This is a genomic window from Sphingobacterium puteale (assembly GCF_003627955.1).
Taxonomy (GTDB): domain Bacteria; phylum Bacteroidota; class Bacteroidia; order Sphingobacteriales; family Sphingobacteriaceae; genus Sphingobacterium; species Sphingobacterium puteale.
This window is the reverse complement of record NZ_RBWS01000009.1, coordinates 242707-261083: the sequence shown is the minus strand read 5'-3', so window position 1 is coordinate 261083 and position 18377 is coordinate 242707. Positions and strand designations below refer to the sequence as shown.

20 protein-coding genes are annotated in these 18377 nt (G+C 39.2%); 12 read left to right on the top strand and 8 right to left on the bottom strand.

Annotated elements, in window-relative coordinates:
- Window position 1 precedes the first annotated feature (1 nt).
- The gene (locus D7322_RS13760; protein WP_121124790.1) at window positions 2-3160 is read right to left on the bottom strand and encodes a SusC/RagA family TonB-linked outer membrane protein; all 3159 of its coding nucleotides are present in this window, start codon (window positions 3158-3160) and stop codon (window positions 2-4) included.
- A gap of 442 nt (window positions 3161-3602) precedes the next feature.
- On the opposite strand from D7322_RS13760, the gene D7322_RS13755 reads away from it, so the two are divergent.
- Both D7322_RS13755 and D7322_RS13750 read left to right on the top strand, forming a co-directional pair.
- A complete protein-coding gene (locus D7322_RS13755) occupies window positions 3603-3950 on the top strand; it encodes an EF-Tu C-terminal domain-related protein (protein ID WP_121124789.1) in 348 nt (115 codons plus the stop codon).
- Complete coding sequence (locus tag D7322_RS13750) at window positions 3947-4123, top strand: serine/threonine protein phosphatase (protein WP_121124786.1); 177 nt, start codon at window positions 3947-3949, stop codon at window positions 4121-4123. Before D7322_RS13755 ends, D7322_RS13750 begins: the two co-directional genes overlap by 4 nt.
- A gap of 681 nt (window positions 4124-4804) precedes the next feature.
- Here the strand turns inward: D7322_RS13750 and D7322_RS13745 are convergent.
- A complete protein-coding gene (locus tag D7322_RS13745; protein WP_121124785.1) occupies window positions 4805-5146 on the bottom strand; it encodes a winged helix-turn-helix transcriptional regulator in 342 nt (113 codons plus the stop codon).
- 89 nt (window positions 5147-5235) lie between these two features.
- Here D7322_RS13745 and D7322_RS13740 point away from each other — a divergent pair, with 89 nt between their 5' ends.
- Entirely contained in the window at window positions 5236-5745 is a 510-nt protein-coding gene (locus D7322_RS13740; protein ID WP_121124783.1) for a dihydrofolate reductase family protein, read from the top strand.
- Window positions 5746-5832: 87 nt separating this feature from the next.
- Here the strand turns inward: D7322_RS13740 and D7322_RS13735 are convergent, their stop codons facing one another.
- A complete protein-coding gene (locus D7322_RS13735) occupies window positions 5833-6456 on the bottom strand; it encodes a hypothetical protein (RefSeq protein ID WP_121124781.1) in 624 nt (207 codons plus the stop codon).
- A gap of 352 nt (window positions 6457-6808) precedes the next feature.
- Between D7322_RS13735 and D7322_RS13730 the strand changes: the two genes are divergently transcribed.
- The 3 genes from D7322_RS13730 to D7322_RS29260 all read left to right on the top strand — a co-directional run bounded on the left by D7322_RS13730 (window position 6809) and on the right by D7322_RS29260 (window position 9562).
- The gene (locus D7322_RS13730) at window positions 6809-7378 is read left to right on the top strand and encodes a Crp/Fnr family transcriptional regulator (protein WP_088161870.1); all 570 of its coding nucleotides are present in this window, start codon (window positions 6809-6811) and stop codon (window positions 7376-7378) included.
- A 10-nt stretch (window positions 7379-7388) separates the two neighbouring features.
- Complete coding sequence (gene ilvD, locus D7322_RS13725) at window positions 7389-9077, top strand: dihydroxy-acid dehydratase (RefSeq protein ID WP_121124779.1); 1689 nt, start codon at window positions 7389-7391, stop codon at window positions 9075-9077.
- Window positions 9078-9409: 332 nt separating this feature from the next.
- Complete coding sequence (locus D7322_RS29260) at window positions 9410-9562, top strand: TM2 domain-containing protein (protein WP_121124777.1); 153 nt, start codon at window positions 9410-9412, stop codon at window positions 9560-9562.
- Between the two features lie 211 nt (window positions 9563-9773).
- Here D7322_RS29260 and D7322_RS13715 read toward each other — a convergent pair whose 3' ends face one another.
- From D7322_RS13715 to D7322_RS13705, 3 genes are all read right to left on the bottom strand, one after another.
- Window positions 9774-10553, bottom strand: coding sequence for a toxin-antitoxin system YwqK family antitoxin (locus D7322_RS13715; RefSeq protein WP_183078703.1), 780 nt, complete (start codon window positions 10551-10553; stop codon window positions 9774-9776).
- 365 nt (window positions 10554-10918) lie between these two features.
- Window positions 10919-11566, bottom strand: coding sequence for a hypothetical protein (locus tag D7322_RS13710; protein WP_121124773.1), 648 nt, complete (start codon window positions 11564-11566; stop codon window positions 10919-10921).
- Window positions 11567-11943: 377 nt separating this feature from the next.
- Complete coding sequence (locus tag D7322_RS13705) at window positions 11944-12270, bottom strand: hypothetical protein (RefSeq protein ID WP_121124771.1); 327 nt, start codon at window positions 12268-12270, stop codon at window positions 11944-11946.
- Window positions 12271-12364: 94 nt separating this feature from the next.
- On the opposite strand from D7322_RS13705, the gene D7322_RS13700 reads away from it, so the two are divergent.
- The 6 genes from D7322_RS13700 (at window position 12365) to D7322_RS13680 (ending at window position 16581) form a co-directional block, all read left to right on the top strand.
- Window positions 12365-12787, top strand: a complete 423-nt coding sequence (locus tag D7322_RS13700) for a hypothetical protein (RefSeq protein WP_121124769.1) — start codon at window positions 12365-12367, stop codon at window positions 12785-12787.
- Complete coding sequence (locus D7322_RS28315; RefSeq protein ID WP_455430952.1) at window positions 12768-12947, top strand: DUF7660 family protein; 180 nt, start codon at window positions 12768-12770, stop codon at window positions 12945-12947. Before D7322_RS13700 ends, D7322_RS28315 begins: the two co-directional genes overlap by 20 nt.
- Window positions 12948-13033: 86 nt before the next feature.
- Window positions 13034-13441, top strand: coding sequence for a GNAT family N-acetyltransferase (locus tag D7322_RS13695; RefSeq protein ID WP_121124768.1), 408 nt, complete (start codon window positions 13034-13036; stop codon window positions 13439-13441).
- A gap of 129 nt (window positions 13442-13570) precedes the next feature.
- Window positions 13571-14665, top strand: coding sequence for a hypothetical protein (locus tag D7322_RS13690; RefSeq protein WP_147430410.1), 1095 nt, complete (start codon window positions 13571-13573; stop codon window positions 14663-14665).
- Window positions 14666-14701: 36 nt separating this feature from the next.
- Window positions 14702-15478, top strand: coding sequence for a DUF4241 domain-containing protein (locus D7322_RS13685; RefSeq protein WP_121124764.1), 777 nt, complete (start codon window positions 14702-14704; stop codon window positions 15476-15478).
- A 353-nt stretch (window positions 15479-15831) separates the two neighbouring features.
- The gene (locus tag D7322_RS13680) at window positions 15832-16581 is read left to right on the top strand and encodes an SMI1/KNR4 family protein (protein ID WP_245971342.1); all 750 of its coding nucleotides are present in this window, start codon (window positions 15832-15834) and stop codon (window positions 16579-16581) included.
- Between the two features lie 162 nt (window positions 16582-16743).
- Here the strand turns inward: D7322_RS13680 and D7322_RS13675 are convergent, their stop codons facing one another.
- A complete protein-coding gene (locus tag D7322_RS13675) occupies window positions 16744-17526 on the bottom strand; it encodes an aminoglycoside 6-adenylyltransferase (protein WP_121124762.1) in 783 nt (260 codons plus the stop codon).
- Between the two features lie 128 nt (window positions 17527-17654).
- The gene (locus D7322_RS13670) at window positions 17655-18335 is read right to left on the bottom strand and encodes a VOC family protein (RefSeq protein ID WP_121124760.1); all 681 of its coding nucleotides are present in this window, start codon (window positions 18333-18335) and stop codon (window positions 17655-17657) included.
- Window positions 18336-18377 lie beyond the last annotated feature (42 nt).

The window sequence follows — 18377 nt, the reverse complement described above, 5'->3', positions numbered from 1 at the left end:
TTTATAAAGTTAACTTAGCGCCGATCGCGATCTTGCGGATGGCCGGATAGTTATAATAATCGTTGCTATAGGTCGTGGATGCGCCAACTTCGGGCGATATTCCTGTTCCCCGCAGGGCAGAAAAATAAAAAAGGTTCTGCCCCGAAACCGACAGCTGCATGGAGCGGACCCCAATGCGTTTGCTCCAAGTATCTGGTAACTGGTATAGAAAAGACACTTCACGCAGGCAGAGGTAGTCGCCTTTGTAGTTGAACACGTCAGAGGTCCGCGAGAAATTGCTGTTACCAGTATCGGGATCATTGGCCGTAAAACGGGCATACTTCGACTGATCGCCAGCATTTTTCCAGGTCTGATTGACCTCCTCCACCAAGGTATAATTGTTAGCAAAGGTATTCATGAAATAGCGCATGTAGGCAGTATGGTTAATCGAATGTCCCAGTGCCCAGTCGACAAAGATATTGAGTCCGAAAGAGCCATAACTAAAGTTGTTGGCCAGTCCGCCCGTGGTATGTGGCACGGTAGCACCGAGTTCAAACTGGTCCTTGCTGCTGATGACGCCATCGCCGTCGCGGTCCTGCCATTCGTAGTCCCCGGCGAGTTTGCGCCCTTTGACGTTCTTTTTGTCCGTCGGACTCCAGCCACGGGCTGACTCATCGTAACGGGCGACGGCAGCCTCCTCGGGCGTCTGCAGGATATGATCCACCTTGTAGCCGAAGTAACGGTACAGCGATTCGCCCTCTGCGGTGCCACCAAAAGCAGTACCATCGGCCAACTGAATCCCACCGATCCGGTTTTTGTCGCGGCCATTGTCAGGCAGTTCCAGTACCTTGTTTTTTACAAAACTCAAGGTCAGCTTGCTGTCCCATCGGAATTTGCCTGACCGTATATTGTCGCTGGCGATTTCAAAGTCAAATCCCCGGAACCGCACTTTGCCCACATTGGTCTGTACCGTGGAAAAGCCCGAGGTATTGGGTAGCTGCACGCTGAAAAGCAGATTTTTGGTAGTCTTATTAAAATAATCCGCCTGGATATTGATCCGGTTGTTGAACAGGGCAAGATCAAAACCAAGGTCAAACTGCGTTGAAGTCTCCCAGGTCAGGTCGCGGTTGGGCATCGTAGAAGCATAAATGCCGGCTGCGCCATCGTAACGGATATCGGTGGTAAATTTGCCCAACGCATCGTATAGTCCGATGGAGTTATTTCCTGTCTGTCCATAACTGGTACGGAACTTCAGGTAGTTTACCGTCTGCTGATCGCGCATAAAAGGCTCCTGGCTGGCTACCCAGCCCGCTGAAACACCTGGGAAAAATCCCCAGCGGTTTTCCTTGGCGAAGAGCGATGAACCATCATACCGAAAGGTACCCATCAGCAGGTACTTTTGTTTATAGGCATAATTGGCACGACCGAAATAACCGATCAGGACCTGTTGCCAGACATCTTCATCGGCCCCCGTTTTGTTCGGTCCGGCGGAAAGCGTTGGCACCTTGTCGGAGCTGGCACCGTTGACGGAGGCACTAAAGGAATTAAAATCCGTCTGCTGATACGAATAACCGCCCAGCAGGGATATGGTATGCCCCTGGTTCCAGTTGGCATCGTATTTTAAGAGGGCATCCACTTTGCTGCGATCCAGCTGGGACTGACTCGCCTTGGTACTGCGCAATCCCGAAAATTCATGTGCCTTTTCAAAATAATGATAATTGGAGAGATGGGAATAGTTGGATACCTGTACCTGTGCTTTAAGCCCATCAATAATTTCATAGTCAAGGCCGCCGATCAGCGATAAACGTCGGTCTTTGGTGCCATAATCTCGCGTATAGTCCCACCATAGCGGACTTGGCGAGGTGGCATTGTACCCCGGGGTCGGCCGGCCGTTGTCAAAGTACATCTTCTGTGTTGGCGGAGTCGCCAGTCCCCGGGCAATGACGTTTGTCTGATTTTCAAATTCCTGGGAATTGGTCAGGGAATAATCAAAGGCTGTATTGAGCGACAGCTTCCTGGAGAAGGTAACATCGCCCTTGCCTCTTGCGGAGAATCGGTTGTATCCTGTACCTAGGGCTACACCACCGTCATCCGTATAACCTGCACTCGCTGCATAACGGACAAGCTGGCTGCCGCCATTGACACCCACGTAGTAATTTTGCCAGCCCACATTCCGGAAGAGCAAGTCCTGGTAATTGTTGTCCTGAAAGATCAGCGTTTTGCTCGGGTCCAAAGGGTCCGACATGCTCTGATAGCCCGTAGGAACAGCCTCACCGGCCTGGAGGTAACGGGTGGAATAAATGGAGTTGGCATCGTTGCCCGAACTCGCCGAATAGCCCGAACTCGTATTGTAATTGGGATTGGGGCTCAAGGCCACCGCAGGCCGCACGATCTGGATATAATCGCGGGCACTCATCATATTCATCTTTGATTCCGGCTGTTGGAAGGCGTAGGTGGCATCAAAGGTAATGGTTGCCTGTTCGGCTGTTTTTCCTTTTTTTGTGGTAATCAGCACCACCCCATTTGATGCCCGAGAACCGTAGATCGCTGTTGATGCCGCATCTTTGAGCACCTCAATGGATTCCACATCATTGGGATTGACACCCGAGAAAGCACGTTCGACGCCGTCTACTAAAACTAGGGGATCGTTGGTTTTATTGATCGAAGAGCCACCACGGATGCGAAAGACAGGATCAGCCCCGGGACTATTGTTCGACTGATACACACGGGCGCCGGCCACTTTTCCTTTCAGACCCTCGCCCACCGTGCTGACCGGCACATTTTCCAGTGCCTTGCCATCCACTTTACTGATGGCAGTGGTCAGCGTGCGACGTGACTGTGTGCCGTAGCCAACCACCACGACCTCATCCAGACTCCGGTTTGTGGCGATGAGTTCGACAGTCAGCGAACCGCCGGCCGACACCTGCCGGTCCAAAGGCTGATAGCCGACCGAGCGAAACTGCAGCGTGTCCGGCAGCCGCTGCAGCTCAAGCCGGAATTTTCCATTGGCATCGGTCTGCGTCCGGTTGCCCGAATGCCGACCCGAAACAGTAATGGATTGTAAAGGTTTTCCCTGTTGATCCCGAACCGTACCTTCGACACGCTGCTGCGCGTACAACGAGGATACGAGGATAATTTGGGTCCCCACAAATAAGCTCGCTTTTTTGCTTGTCCAAATCATAATTTATGGTTATTAAGTGTAAAAAAACAGATGCAAATGAGCGTTTCCCACAGACGCTCCCCAAACGATGACTTATCCTAATTATTCCAGCGCAGCACGATATTCCTTTATTTTTAAGGCTTAAGATCAGCCATCGTATCCCTCTATTGGTTATTCTCTATATGTAGAATAGTTGTTATGTCCTACATAAAAGTAAGTAATAAAAATTGATAAAACAAAAAAAATGTTATTTCGTACACAATTCGTATGGCCAATGGCAGATTACATGCATACACATCCAATATTTAAATTATCTGCGCTAAATGGGCGTGAGAATATCATCATTATATGGTGCTCACTTGTTGGATTTGGAGTTGCATTGGGTATACATCATAGGAAGTACAATTCCGATGACAACTCATGACTGCAATAAATTGACTAATTTTAGAAAAAGTCTCGATATATGTCTGATTTCATAGCGCAGCTTCATTATAGAACAACACAAGAAGGTGGAAGAAAGACTCCTGTTTTCTCTAAATATAGACCTCAGATCAAATTTGATTTTGACGAAATGCAAACTTCCGGTGAACAAACATTTATCGATAAAGATACGGTGTATCCTGGGGAGGAAGTCAAAGCGGTGATCCGGATACTTGGTGTCATATATTATAAAGGAAGACTAGCCGAAGGTATGTTATTTGAATTTCGGGAAGGGCCCCGTGTGATTGGTACAGGAAAGATCTTACAAATATTGAATGATACATTGAAAATAGACGATGGCAGTACGATTGACAAAGATAATCAAAAATGAAAATTCATATCATTAGCGACCTACATAGAGAATTTGGATACAATGATATAAATCTACGGATAGCTGATGTTCTTGTTTTGGCTGGAAATACTGATCTAGGGATAAAAGGGATAAGCTGGCTCAAATCACTTTCATTGGATATACCGATCATCTTTGTACTGGGCAATCATTAATATTATAAGGGAGCGTATCCGAAAACACTCTATAAAATCAAGGACGCTTCGAGCAATTCAAAGATCTATGTGCTCGAAAATGAATCTTTGGGAATCGACCACGTTTGTTTCCATGGTTGCACACTTTGGACTGATTTTTCTTTGAGGGGCAATCCTGCCGTTTATGGATCGCTATTCCAAAGCCGTATGAATCATTATAAGGAGATCAGGTTGGGGGACCGTTTGGACCGGCAAATACTCTTAACCTTTTGGCTCTAGGCATAAAACAATACCTTTTTTTAATTTAACTTTACTCTTTATCCGATCTATTTTTTTAATAATCTGACGGCTCCCATCTATATGTTTTTCAACGACGTATCCGTCCTCGACAACCTGGATTGATAGATCTAATGCCCGGTTCTCCTTATTCGCAATTTCAGAAGCCTGTTTCGCTTGCTTGATTTAACTTTTTGCGCTCTTCTCTCAATTCTAATGCTGATGCCATAATAACCTCCGTTGTCTAAATATACAAAATATTCACCATACTTGTTTCGAATAAGGACTGTATTTCCTTGAACGGATATACTGTCTTTAAATGGAAACGAGCACGTTCTATACGTAAACCGGTATCTATAGGAGATAATATTGGGATGGAAGCATGCTAGTTCTATAATCAAAAAATGAGCTGTTAAAATAGAAACCTCATTTTGCTTTAATTTTACCTCTATGCTTTAGACCAAATTTAATTAAAGCATTGGCAACTTCCTCCGTTTCTTTAGCATAGGCGGTAAGCGCATAAGAAACGGTCACAGGTTTGGTGTCATTAACCGTTCTGCTAATCAGTAAATTATCTTCTAATTCCTGAAGTTCCTTGGATAGAACTTTTGGGGATATTCCCTGAGCCATCTCTTGCAGATCTTTAAACCGCATTGTGCCGTGTTTCTGCAAATTGTGCAGAATACAAAATTTCCATTTACCACTGAGCAATTCAATGCCATCTTTTAATGCCAATATAGTTTCTTTATCAATATTTTTATTGCTCATTAGATAGTTACTTTCCTAAAGGTAATGAATAGTAAATATATATTGAATATCCAATAGTTTTGTGGTACAGAAATTTAAAGAAAATCATTATGAAAGTAACAGTAATCGCAAATATTTCGGCTAATGGAAGAATTTTGATATCCGATAATCCGCATCATAAACTGCCACCGGAAGCAATGGAATTTTATATACAATCTGTAAGACGGATTGGAAATGTAGTGATAGGATTGAAAACATTTGAAAATTTTCTAAATTTTCCAGATCCAGTAAAAGAACATTTTAATGGAATAGAAATCATCATATTGGCAGATAAATCTTATACGGCTGATGGCTACAAGACTGTAGCAAGTCCCGAAGAGGCAATTGCATATATGTCTGCAAAAGGAGTGCGGGAAATAGCCGTTGGAGGCGGAGCAGGTACTTTCAACGCTTTTTTGGACAGGGATTTGGTTACCGATATCTATTTTAACGTCAGCCCCATAATCACTGGAGCTGGAGCAATTTTAGCAAACAATGAGGAGTTAAGTTCAACGTTCAGGTACAAAGCACAGACGCTTAAAAACGGTTTTCTTCAATTGCATCTAACTAAAGAAGACTGAATAACAACAGAGCAAAAATGTCTTTCAAGAATAGTTGAATGACGGAAACAAATTCGCTAAAATTATTTTTTTCCGATCTATATCCTTTCAATTGGCGACTGTATACACACGACGATAAGTATATGCATTATGGCTAAGGGCGCCGGCGAGCGGAAAGAGAATAAGAAAACCGGTTGCTGTAGACTCACTGGGCACGATTAAATCACCATGTTTATCTAGTGCAAAGCAAATAGTTTTGGTAAAGAATCTATTGACTAATACATAGATGTCAAGGTCGGTATTTCTGAAAGAAACAAAGTTTTGCGGTTCGGGCTTTACTTTCCTCGTTCTTTCACGCACGACATTTCCTAAGGTATCAATTAGTTTGAAATGGATTTTATTTTTTTTGGTGAGCTCCAATGAAGTTTTGTAAAGATAGTGCAGGCTGTCAGTTTTATAGTAATTTGGTTCAATATAGTTCCATAGACAATATTCATTATAAGCTGCACTCTTCTCCTGACTGCTATGATTATGGCCTATTATCTTCTGGGGATAATTATCAAAGATGTATGTCTCCTTCAATTCTACCTTCGAAACGCTATGTGCCGTAGCATTTTGTGCTAAATACTTGGGCGATATGGAAGTACAAGAGATGCACAAAAAAGTAAATACCACGGAAAATAGTGCAATGGCTACAGCGCGCATATTATGATGTTTTTTCATTTCTTTCATAAGCTCTTTTGTTCAAATTCTAAATGGCTAAGTGCTTTCTTTTCATTTTGTGCAAAGAAGACAGTATAAAATCCGACCAATAGTAATAACTAAAATGGAAATTCATATAAGAAGTTTTGTAAAAATTAAATCTACTTAATCTATCCGTTGCCTCCAACCGTAGTCATACGAACAGGTTTCGCACCTTACAAAGAAATAACTGGCGCATATTTTAATTTTATGTTAGCTTTAAACTTACCAAAGTTCCATTATCAAAGGAGATTAAAACTTTAATAAATCGTTGACGTTTTTGACCAATGTCAACGACTATATCCTAATATAAAGTGCATCTTTGACCGATAAATAATAAGCGATGAGAGAGCAACTATTACAATTGTTACGTGAAAAAGCGTCGTTAACCGAACAGCAATTAACGGAGGCCCTAACTTATTTTAAACCCCAATCGATAAAGAAAAATGACCATCTGCTCAACGAAGGTTCTATTGCAGACTATCTTTTCTTTGTCGGCAAGGGCTGTTTGCGCCTATATTTTCGCAATGACGAACTATCAACGGCAACCCGGTTCATGGCTTTTGAACATACTTTCCTAACCTCTATCGTCAGTTTCATTTCAAGACAGCCAGCTACAGAATTTATCCAAGCCGTAGAAGATACGGAGGTGCTCAGCATCAGCAACACTGACTTTACCTTTTTGAGAGACAATATGCCTGGCTGGGACAATTTTTATATCTACATCCTCGAATATGGATTAACTGTTGTAAATAATAAACTCAGCAGCTTATTAACCCAAACCGCTAAAGAACGCTATCGCGATCTACTGAAAAATAATCCAGAGCTCGTACAGCGTTTGTCTAATGCCAACCTTGCAGCTTATCTGGCGATATCACCTGAAACATTAAGTAGGCTCAAATCTACTATCTAACTAATAAAAAATGAGAAGCGACGAAGTAAAGAAGGGATACCAACGTACTCCCCATAGAGCCCTATTTCGGGCCACAGGCGTAAATGATAACGATTTTGATAAACCTTTTATTGGAGTGGCAAACTCCTTTATCGAAATTATACCCGGACATTTTTTTCTGAATAAGGTTGCTGAGATTATTAAAGAAGAAATCAAGGCAAACGGATGTATTCCTTTTGAATTCAATACGATCGGTATTGACGATGGTATTGCTATGGGACACGATGGTATGCTGTACTCGCTCCCCAGCCGAGAATTGATTGCCAACTCAATTGAAAGTGTCATGAATGCACACAAATTGGATGCGATGATAGCTATACCTAATTGCGATAAGATTGTACCCGGGATGATTATGGGTGCGCTACGTGTAGATGTGCCCACAATCTTTGTCAGTGGAGGCCCAATGAGAAAAGGATATACCAAAGATGGTACTGCCATTGACTTGTCTACTGCTTTTGAGGCTGTGGGCAAACACGAAGCAGGCTTAATCAGTGACGAAGAGCTCAAAGATATCGAGTGTAATGCATGTCCCAGTGGTGGTAGTTGCTCGGGTATGTTTACAGCAAATTCCATGAACACGCTGATGGAAGCTATGGGTATTGCATTACCTGGAAATGGAACCATATTGGCATTAACACCCGAGCGTGAAAATCTATATCGGGAATCAGCCAGAAGGATCTGTGAAATCGCTAAAGACGATCAGCTTTCCAAACAATTCAAACTTAAAAACATCATCAATGCAAACGCCATCCAGAATGCTTTTGCAGTGGATATGGCCATGGGCGGTAGTACCAATACTGTCCTTCATATGCTTGCTGTAGCTCACGAAGCAGATATAGATTTTCAGCTTAGGGACATTAACTCAATATCAGATCAAGTAGCGCACATCGCAAAAATATCGCCCAGTTTAAGCACCGTTCACATGGAAGATGTCCATCGCGCCGGAGGTGTTAACGCTGTAATGAACGAAATGACCAAGCGCAGCAACCATGTTCTCCTGGATAATATGACGGTCGGTGGCGAAATGCTATTCGAAAAGATTGCCAATGCAGCGATCAAAGATCCAACAATCATACATACAATAAACAATCCATACAGTCCTGTTGGAGGATTGGCGATTCTATTTGGAAATCTTGCAGAGCAGGGAGCTGTGGTAAAATCCGCAGGAATCACAGGCGAAAAGAAATTTAGCGGGACTGCAGTTTGCTATGATAGTCAAAATGATGCCATAGTAGGCATCCTTGCCGGTGAGATCAAAGCTGGAGATGTTGTGGTGATCCGTTACGAAGGTCCCAAAGGTGGCCCGGGGATGCAGGAAATGTTGACACCTACTAGCCTGATCATGGGGATGGGATTGGGTAGTTCTGTAGCGTTGGTAACAGATGGCCGATTCAGCGGAGCTACTCGGGGAATAGCTATTGGACATGTCTCACCTGAGGCTGCTGAAGGTGGATTGATTGGATTACTAAAAAACGGAGACCATATCGTTATTGATATCGACCAACATATGCTTTCAGCTGACATTAGCGAAGATGAGATGCAATTGCGAAGAAAAGACTTTATTCCGATCAGAAAAAAACTAAATTCTAAATGGTTGAGTCAATATCGGCAGCTTGTTGGCAATGCTAGCAGTGGTGCCATATTAAATTGTGATTTTTGAAAATAAAAGCGTTTCAGTTTAGCAAATTGACATCATAGACTAATTCTAATGTATTTAGGCAAATAAGGAAGGTAACAGAAAAAGAACAGAACTGGTGGTGGTTACCATCATGGCATGCTATTTTTCAATCGGGCAAGGTTAATACCAAAGCCTACTATACATTATTTATTCTGAATGAATATGTTGGTCAATTTTAACTATCTAGATTATTACATACTGTAAGGCTAAGGTATTGGTTTGAAAGTGGGATTGGTTACGGGAAACCGTAAGAAGACTTGAAAAGCAATCCATAGGTTTGAAAAGACAATACAAACCACATTAATCGACAAAATATGAAAGATAAAACAACCGCAGCTTTAATGGCGTTTTTCCTTGGAGGATTTGGTGCACATAGATTTTACCTGGGTCAGATCGGATTGGGTTTCCTCTATCTCCTTTTCTGCTGGACGCTTATACCTACCTACCCAAATGTTTTTTTGGTCTAGCCACAATATTTATTAATTGGTTATCAATCAAATATACATCAAAAAATTGAAAAATACTAATTTTATTAGTAAATTTACCTTTATGGACCCGTTAGAAATTCGCTGTCGCAATCGTATAATGTTCGTGAAAATGAGTATAGTGGATAAAGGGATGGAGATAAGTGATTATTATCTGTAGGGAAAAAATAGCAGATCAATGCGATTGCGAGTTCTAGTGTTTTTCTATTTTAATTAAATGACCTCTTTCATCATAAAACTTCCAATCCCCCGTTTCCTTTCCATCTGTGTAGATTTCGGTTTTTATCAACGTACCCTGTTCATTATAAAATTTCCACTCACCATTATATCTTTTGTATTTATTATAGATCTCCAAATGTTCCAATTTGCCATTTTGGTAATAATAATTCCATTCGCCAATTTTCATTCCTGCTTCATAACGGCCAATGCTTTCCAATTCTCCATTTTCGTAATATTCTTTCCATTCGCCAGTTTGACGTCCCTCTTCGTCATATTGTTGCATTCCTCTACTGGTTCCGTCTTTATGATACAATTTCCATTGACCAATACTATTTCCATTTTTCATAACTCCTAGCGAGGATAATTGACCATTATCAAAATAATGGTGCCAAGAACCTGTTTTTTCGCCATTTTCATAATCCCCATTATTGGCCAATTGTCCATTTTCATGATATTCTTTCCATTCTCCAGACATTTTTTCATTTTCATTGAATGATACACTACCCCTTAATTTTCCATTCTTCCAAAACCACTTGCTTTCACCAATTTTCTTTCCACTTTTATATGTGCTGACAGTTGACAACTTTCCATTGTCAAAATAGATGTTTGTTTCACCAGTCAACTGCCCATTTTTATCTAAATAATATATTTCCTTAACCTGACCGTTGTCGAAAAACGTTTTATGCTCCGTGGATTGTCCTTTACAAGAAAAAAAGATGTGAAAAATAACGAGTAGAAATAATAGTTTTTTCATAAGTATGCTCATAATTTTATATAAAAATACTGCCGGCTATCTGATGATGCAAGGGCAATTTATAATTCGTTAAGCCGTATTTATTATCCGCAATAACTTTATAAATATGCGCGAATAAACCGATGTACTCCATTTTCACTTATGTGTAAGCTATAAAATTGAATGAAGTGTTTTTGCCAAATACGTTTTTTTGACGTGCCGTATTTTAAAATGACGTGCAACGTTTTGCGCCTTTGCGATGGGCGGGCTTTTCAGTTTAAATGTTGACGCGGAGAACTAACCTTTCAGCAACCATAAAACTATCAGCGGGACACGAAACCTCGTCCATTGCAAATGTGCTGTAATAGACTGCCTTTTCTGTTTCTTTATTTAATGTCAACGTATGCACTTTTAAAATAAATTTTCATGTTGGCTCTATGCTTCTTCCTCGGCAAAATTTCTTGTCCGTTCGCTGCACTGCTGCTTGAATAATAGTCACCACTTTTAAATTCCACATATCCATAAATAACTTTGTTTTTTGTAGCGTCTGGAATTTCTGATAGAATGATTTTTGTGTCTGTGCACGGCACTTCAAGTCGAAAAATCAAACTGTCCTTTTGGTTGTATGCGTAAGAAGGGAAGTTGTCCGATGCCAGCATGTGATAAAGTGTTGCCTTGCCTTTAACCATTTTAATTGAAAAGCCTGTTCCCCCGAAAAGTCCAAATGCACCATCTATGCCCAATGTATCGCCTTGCCAATAGTAAAATGATTTAAAAACTGTGCTTTTATTGTCTTGCTCTTTGAGTGAGCTACTTAACTTGTCGTCTTCGTAGAAGTCAAGCAACATACGGTTATTGTAAATTAAAATCTTGTCTTGTCTAGCGCCAAATTCGCTTATAGTGATATTTTTCTCTACTTCCGTCTTAATATTTGGGTCAATTGTCAGTCCGACCGTTAAATTGTCTTTTGTCGTTTGTCCACGAGCGCTAAGTATCGAGCAAAAAGTGATTATTATGATAAAGTATTTTGTCATTCGTGTTGTCTTTTAAAGGCAGCTACCTAAGTTTTTTTCCAAAGAGGAGGTACGTCGAGTATTGGACAGCACAGATAATCTCAAGTACTTTGATAAAAATCAGCAAATGGATGATTATATCGTGAACTTTCCCTCCCTTAGATGGAATTAGCCTTGGTTACTATCATGGTAGTATACTTTTCAATTGAGCAAGTTAATACCCAAACCTAATATACATTATTTATCCTGAATTAATATGTTTACAGCTATTAACTTTCAAGATTATAACAAAACGTAAGGCTAAGGTATTGGTTTAAAAGAATAGCTGGTTACGGGACACCGTAAATGCAGGCAATGCTAACCAGATGTCCGTTTGGACCAAATGTTAACCAGTTTACTTATGCATCATTAATCGCGTAATTATAGAGTAATTCTGCCAGTTCTTCATTAGAAAGGGATCTGTTTTGACTATTATTTGCCGCTTCAATGGCATCTAAGAAATAATAAAAATCAAATAAATTATAGTAATTTACTCCATTATCGGTATATGCTACACTCCCTCCAGTTTTCTCAATTTCAAAATATCTCAATTTATTATGAATACATAAAGGGATCTCCATAAAAATCTCGATCACTTCGGATTCCTCATGTAATAACTGCAGATGGCAGAATTCTTCGTACGAACCACCATCCCTAAAAAAATCAATTAATTCTAAAAGCTTCATCTAACGCTGTTATTTTTATGTTAAATTTAAACAATTCTTAAAACGCGCAGCAAAGAATTGAAGATAACAAAATCAGCTCTAACTCATATTTATTATGAAAAAGAAAAAGGCCCCTTGCATTATTCAGTTGAGACATAAACTAAATGATTACGGTATATTTGCCAATGAGCAGTTTGCTAAGATGGGATTTTTGCGCGTAAACGTCACCGATTACATTAGCAACGATTTTCCTGGTTTTGTAAGAGCTGAATTTAGAGATATTAAAGGAGATATACATACCATCGAAGAGAAAGCTCCGGTTCTATCTGACCAAGAATGGGACGAGAATACAGCCTACCCTTTTTGGACACTTGTTCCTGGACAAATATTGGATAGCCGTGTTGAGATATCAGTTACCAAAACAGGAAAAGAAATAAAAAGAAAAATCGTCAAAATATCGCTTGAAAATCCGTGGGGTATTTGTGACATCAATGATAAAACTATTTTTGAAGTCTTTGATGGGGATGTTGTGGGGTGAGAAAGAAAACAAAACCTTGCCTGATTTTCTGGAAGCTTTGGCTGCATATACAGAGGATATCCAAAGGTATTATGATAATACAGATGCAAATGTAGATGCTGAGAAATCTGCGCGATCAACATTTGCTGATATCTTCAAGGGAGCTAAAGTTTACGATTAATAGTAAGCACTCCTTTCACATGTTCGCATATTCACGAACGAAGATCATTGACTTAAATATACTGACAAAAAACTACAGAATAATATATGAACATAAAGCTTAGTGTTAACAGAGATCTGAACGCAGACGATATTCTACAACTATATAAAGCTAATAAATGGAGTGCTGCCGAAAAACCAGAATTACTGATGAAAGCCCTCCTCAATTCGCATTCTCTGGTTACCGCATGGGATGCTACAACATTAGTAGGCCTAGGGAATGCCATTTCCGATGGATATCTCGTGGTTTATTATCCGCATTTACTAGTACTACCCTCCTATCAAGGCAAGGGGATCGGATGTTTGATTATGGATAAAATGCAAGAGATTTATAAGGGTTTTCATATGCAGATGCTCACGGCTGATGGAAATGTTATTGACTTTTATAAAAAGAACGGCTTTGAACGAGCAGGTCAAACGGAACCGATGTGGATCTATTCTGGTGGTGATCATTAAGATTGAAAAAATAACAAAACTTAAACTTACCTAGGGTCATGATATAGGCTATTATGTCGCCATTGATTCCGGAGGTAAAAAATCAATACAGAGGAATAGGTTACGTTCCTATCACTGAACAACTTGATTATGAAATACTTATTAATACTTTTAAATCTTTGCACTTTATTGTCCGCTTATTGTCAGGATACACCACCTATTGCGGTGTCCCCCATTGTTGATTTAGATATACCGATCAATCAAAAAATTGTCAATACTGTCGATAGTTTTTTAAGAGTGAGGGACAACTATACCAATATCAACAGGTATAAATTCTGTGAAAAATCTGACTTTGACCGATTTGGAAGTCCGTTTTCTTTCTTGCAGAATATGGAGAATAATAGTAGCGGTCAGCGTGTTTTCAATCCTTGCGTAATGGAGATTATTCCGTGGATTCCCCAGAAGCAATACATTGTTAAGATCAGCTTTATTTCTTCCAGCAAACCACTTTTAAAAGCTATTGTCAATGTAATAGCAAAATACGACAACGATACGGTAAAAATTTCATCTTATCTCCATTTTACTGAGCAGACCTGGCAAAAGAAAGAAAAAGGAGAAATTACTTACTATATAAGTCGTAATAGATTAAAAAATGTTGACAGAGACATTAAAGAACAGATAAAGTTTAATAAAAAAATGTCTCAGTATTTTGATATTCCTAGGATCCCTTTTACCTATTATTCTGCATCGACAGTAGAAGAGTTTTTCAATATGCAGGGGTTTCAATATCATCCGATGATGTATGCAGATAGTACCGGTGGCGTAGTTTATAAAAACAATGTATTGTCTGCAAATAATTCGGAATATTATCCTCACGAAATCAGTCATCTGTATATCAGAAAAGCTGTTCCCGGGGTAAATCAGTTTTTCGATGAAGGACTCGCTACTTATTTAGGCGGAAGCGGAACGCTATCATATGAGCAACTTAAAGCCAAATTTAAGAAAGAAGTCAATAAAATGGATTTATGGAAGGTTTGTCAATCTAATATATTTGACAGGACTTATTGGACACATGATTTTCCAGCCAGCTATGTAGTGGCAAGTATAGTTTGTGAATATGGCATCAAAAAATACGGCAAAGTAGATTTTTTAAAATTGCTCAGAGATATACGTGAAACAAAATTAATTTTTAAAAATCTAGGTTTAAATAGGGAAAATGTACAAGAGCAACTGCTCCGCCTATAGGTAGAGTCATGAATTAAACAATGAAAATCATCCCCTATGCACAAAAGATCAATAACATTATGTATGATGGCCGTGACGCTATTTTCATGTACTTCGAAGGACAAAGTTCCAAGTAGTACTAACGACATCCTTCGAACAACAAACGAATTTGACCTGACAGATACCATACCGAAGATAATGATCCAGGACACATCATTGGCGTTCCCAAAGATATTTGAGGGAAGCTTCTTGAAGGGTACAAAAGTAGCGCAATTCGGCACTGAAATAGCGTTTGATAAAATAGCTATTGGAAATCTAAAGATATCGTCAGGCCAGATTATCGCAACTGATCCTGTTATGTTAAGCGATGCGATAGCTTTTAGTGAAAATTTTCCTGTTGGTGAGTTTCCGGTCGAATTGGCAATGGCAAATATCAACGTCAATAAGGATCGAAGGGTCGCATTTGCTCGGGTAAAATTCTCAGATAAGCCGATCAAAAAATGGGCGTTTGCATTATTACCTGGACAGGCTCCAATCCCCCTCAAATCCAAAGAAATATATGGATATGGAGTAGATGCGGGACTAGGTCTTTTCGTTGATCGAGCAGCAAAGAATAATTTGGATACGCTGCTCGATAAAAACTGGGACAGTATGTTCTCCGAAAAATTCGAGGATTATTTAAATCACAGCTTTCAGAATCAAAATGCCGTCTTTTTCTCCACGGGGTATGGAGACGGTTTTTATGCTACTTACATAGGAAGAGACAGTGAAGGTAAAATTTGTCAGCTGTTGACTGACTTTGATATGGTACTTTGGCGGAATGTCGCGGAGTAGTGAAAGGTTGATCAATGGTTTGTCACAAATTACTATACTGAAAGCGGGATAAATGGACCTAATTTATTTGCAATTTTTACTGAATTTTATAAAAGGTAATTTCAATAACTAACAATGGTGTCCAAAATATAAAGCAAAATTTTGATAGTTTTATAATGAAGTTGCTATAATCACCTCTCGAAACAAACATTCTCGCTCCAAATATTAAGATTAGAATTGACATAAACCGTCGCTACGCGGACAGCTTACAAAAAGCGACTTGGCAAAACAGCTCCACTTTCGTATCTTCGATTCGGCTACGATACTTCGCCAAGTCGCCGCGCCAATTACCTGCAAGCATACTGCACACATCAATGCAAAAAATTGAATTTATGACACCGACAGAAAAACTTAGATCCATTTTGACCGAACAATATATTTCAGAAGATGGAGACGAATATAAGGTAGAACTAAAAGAAGGTTTGACCAACCAACAGATTGACGAATTAGCCAAACGACTGCCGACAGGACAAATTCCGACAGAGATAAGAGAATTGTTAAAATTCGCACGCGGTTTTGAATTTTTCGGACTTGAAGAAGTCACATTTGACGGAGTAGGTCAATTTGGATTTGAAGAGCTTTTTCCTAATTCAGTTCAGCTTGCGGGAGACGGATTTGGAAATTTTTGGATTTTAGATGTTGACAAAAATGGAAGTTGGGGAAGCGTGTTTTATGTGTGCCACCACCCAGCAGTAATCGTAAAACACTCGGACAACTTAACTCAGTTTATAGAACACGTTAACGATTTTGGAAAAAATACAAATAAGTCAAACCTTGACATTATTCACGAAAAAGTGGTTATGGATATTTGGCGCAAAGGAAATGGATTTATTGGACTTGAAAACGCAAGAAAATCTAACGACACAACTTTGAAAGACTTTGCATTATCACTTCCTGACAATTTCTTAATTGCAGACTTGAGACACAAACAAATTCAAAACGGATTTGCGTGGGGCAAATTCGGACCGAACATTGGAAAAGCAAAACGACACGAAACGGAATTAATTTGGGGAATTGAGAAGCCAATTAAAAAAGGATTCCTATCAAAACTATTTGGACGATAATAATAACATAGGCAATCAGACAATTTTAAGAGTACCCAACTGTCGATTAAGTCTTAACTTTTACAGATTAAGTCCTTGACTACTTGATATAATGTAATTTCCATCCTTCCCAAATCGTTTCAAACAAGGTAAAAACACATTACTATATGTCTCAGTTTAAACTTATTTCCGGCTTTCGATTTCTTCGAAATACGACATTACTTTTTTGTCTGTTTCATTATGCAAAGTAACCCTATCGTCAAAAAGATCTCTCCTCAATTGTCTGTATAACAATACGCCATTTCTCAAACTGTCTAATAAAGATTTTCTATCATACATTGGAAGGGTAAATTTTAGTTTTTCGAGATCTTCGGGGAGCAAATCCTGTTCGACTTTTCTAACACCTCGTGGTAAATTATCATTCTTAATATGCAGCAATGGACCAAAAACAACCATCCGTAGAAATGCCATAAAGTCGTATGCTTCAAGGTATTCTCCCCGCCCTATTTTTAACAACACGTAATGCACCCAGGTCCAAAAACGATCTTCAATCCATTGATAATCTGGATAAGGAAACTTTTCAACTGTCGGAGAAAGTATTGTTTCCAATTGTTTATCTTTATCGATTAGCAGGGTTGGATTTTCAATACGGACTTTAAATTCTTCAATTGTTAAAAATTTTATATCAACGTGCAAAAGAGGATCGGCATAAAGACAAATTAATAATCTTGGTTCTCCGACGTGCTCTCCGGTAAAACCCGACAGGAAATTCCCTAACCTTTTCGCGTAGTCCAACATAAGATTTCTGTCATTAGAAATTCTCTGTTTCGTTACCAGAATTAGATCAAGATCTGAAAAGTCATCTATTTCATTTGTTAGCCAGGATCCCGCTACCGCCAAACCAATCACATTTTCATCTGGTTCTAAAATTTCCTTTGCTTTATATGCAAATGCTTGTTGTATCATAATTATGATGTTTGTAAATTTAAAATAGTCGCATGTAATTTTTTCTCACTGATGCCAATATACCCGCTTTTCCCTCTTTGAAATTATTCGACAATTACCACTGAAGACAGGGTTTAGATTGTACATACTTAAAAAATACTATACGTTTCATAGATATTCTCATATTCTATCAAGTCAAGTTGAAGAAAATTTTGAAAATGTGGTGATTGCAAGTAGTCTTTGAAAGACTGTTCGTCTTTAAAGCAAAGCCATAAAATTATCTTTGTGGATGAGAATTTATCTTGTTGAATATCAAATGAGATGCTACTACTTTTAAAAATTGTTAATTCTCTTAGCTTTATAAGTTCAGCGATTGTCAATGCTATTTTTTCTGGTTCCTTAATCTTGAGAATTTGTGTAGAATAATAATATTCATCTGGAGATCGAGGTTCAATTAAATCCCATAGATTGCCGTATAAATCTTCAAAAACCGCAACAGTACCATAAGCTTCAAAACTCGGCTCCCTTACAATTTTTATGTTGCTGTTTATCAAATTTTGGTAGTCTCTTTTAAAATTATCTGTGTTTAAAAATAAAAAAACTCTTCCGCCGGTTTGATTTCCAATTCTGCTTTTTTGTTCTTCTGTTACGCCCTTTGCCAATAATAACGAACATTCATTTGCACCCTTTGGCCTTAATAAAACCCATCGCTTTGTTTCAGATAGCCAGGTATCTTCAAGCAATGTGAAATTTAGCTTTTGGGTGTAAAATTTTATTGCTTTATCGTAGTCATCCACTACAATAGCGATATGAGTTAAACGCTGTTTCATTATTTATTGTTCGTTTTTAGAAATCCATGTAATCATTGCCAA

What these genes read in the sequence shown, in the direction of transcription:
- D7322_RS13760 (WP_121124790.1), bottom strand. Translation starts at nt 3,160, where the DNA reads ATGATTTGGACAAGCAAAAAAGCGAGCTTATTTGTGGGGACCCAAATT.
- D7322_RS13755 (WP_121124789.1), top strand. Translation starts at nt 3,603, where the DNA reads ATGTCTGATTTCATAGCGCAGCTTCATTATAGAACAACACAAGAAGGT.
- D7322_RS13750 (WP_121124786.1), top strand. Translation starts at nt 3,947, where the DNA reads ATGAAAATTCATATCATTAGCGACCTACATAGAGAATTTGGATACAAT.
- D7322_RS13745 (WP_121124785.1), bottom strand. Translation starts at nt 5,146, where the DNA reads ATGAGCAATAAAAATATTGATAAAGAAACTATATTGGCATTAAAAGAT.
- D7322_RS13740 (WP_121124783.1), top strand. Translation starts at nt 5,236, where the DNA reads ATGAAAGTAACAGTAATCGCAAATATTTCGGCTAATGGAAGAATTTTG.
- D7322_RS13735 (WP_121124781.1), bottom strand. Translation starts at nt 6,456, where the DNA reads ATGAAAGAAATGAAAAAACATCATAATATGCGCGCTGTAGCCATTGCA.
- D7322_RS13730 (WP_088161870.1), top strand. Translation starts at nt 6,809, where the DNA reads ATGAGAGAGCAACTATTACAATTGTTACGTGAAAAAGCGTCGTTAACC.
- ilvD (WP_121124779.1), top strand. Translation starts at nt 7,389, where the DNA reads ATGAGAAGCGACGAAGTAAAGAAGGGATACCAACGTACTCCCCATAGA.
- D7322_RS29260 (WP_121124777.1), top strand. Translation starts at nt 9,410, where the DNA reads ATGAAAGATAAAACAACCGCAGCTTTAATGGCGTTTTTCCTTGGAGGA.
- D7322_RS13715 (WP_183078703.1), bottom strand. Translation starts at nt 10,553, where the DNA reads ATGAAAAAACTATTATTTCTACTCGTTATTTTTCACATCTTTTTTTCT.
- D7322_RS13710 (WP_121124773.1), bottom strand. Translation starts at nt 11,566, where the DNA reads ATGACAAAATACTTTATCATAATAATCACTTTTTGCTCGATACTTAGC.
- D7322_RS13705 (WP_121124771.1), bottom strand. Translation starts at nt 12,270, where the DNA reads ATGAAGCTTTTAGAATTAATTGATTTTTTTAGGGATGGTGGTTCGTAC.
- D7322_RS13700 (WP_121124769.1), top strand. Translation starts at nt 12,365, where the DNA reads ATGAAAAAGAAAAAGGCCCCTTGCATTATTCAGTTGAGACATAAACTA.
- D7322_RS28315 (WP_455430952.1), top strand. Translation starts at nt 12,768, where the DNA reads ATGGGGATGTTGTGGGGTGAGAAAGAAAACAAAACCTTGCCTGATTTT.
- D7322_RS13695 (WP_121124768.1), top strand. Translation starts at nt 13,034, where the DNA reads ATGAACATAAAGCTTAGTGTTAACAGAGATCTGAACGCAGACGATATT.
- D7322_RS13690 (WP_147430410.1), top strand. Translation starts at nt 13,571, where the DNA reads ATGAAATACTTATTAATACTTTTAAATCTTTGCACTTTATTGTCCGCT.
- D7322_RS13685 (WP_121124764.1), top strand. Translation starts at nt 14,702, where the DNA reads ATGCACAAAAGATCAATAACATTATGTATGATGGCCGTGACGCTATTT.
- D7322_RS13680 (WP_245971342.1), top strand. Translation starts at nt 15,832, where the DNA reads ATGCAAAAAATTGAATTTATGACACCGACAGAAAAACTTAGATCCATT.
- D7322_RS13675 (WP_121124762.1), bottom strand. Translation starts at nt 17,526, where the DNA reads ATGATACAACAAGCATTTGCATATAAAGCAAAGGAAATTTTAGAACCA.
- D7322_RS13670 (WP_121124760.1), bottom strand. Translation starts at nt 18,335, where the DNA reads ATGAAACAGCGTTTAACTCATATCGCTATTGTAGTGGATGACTACGAT.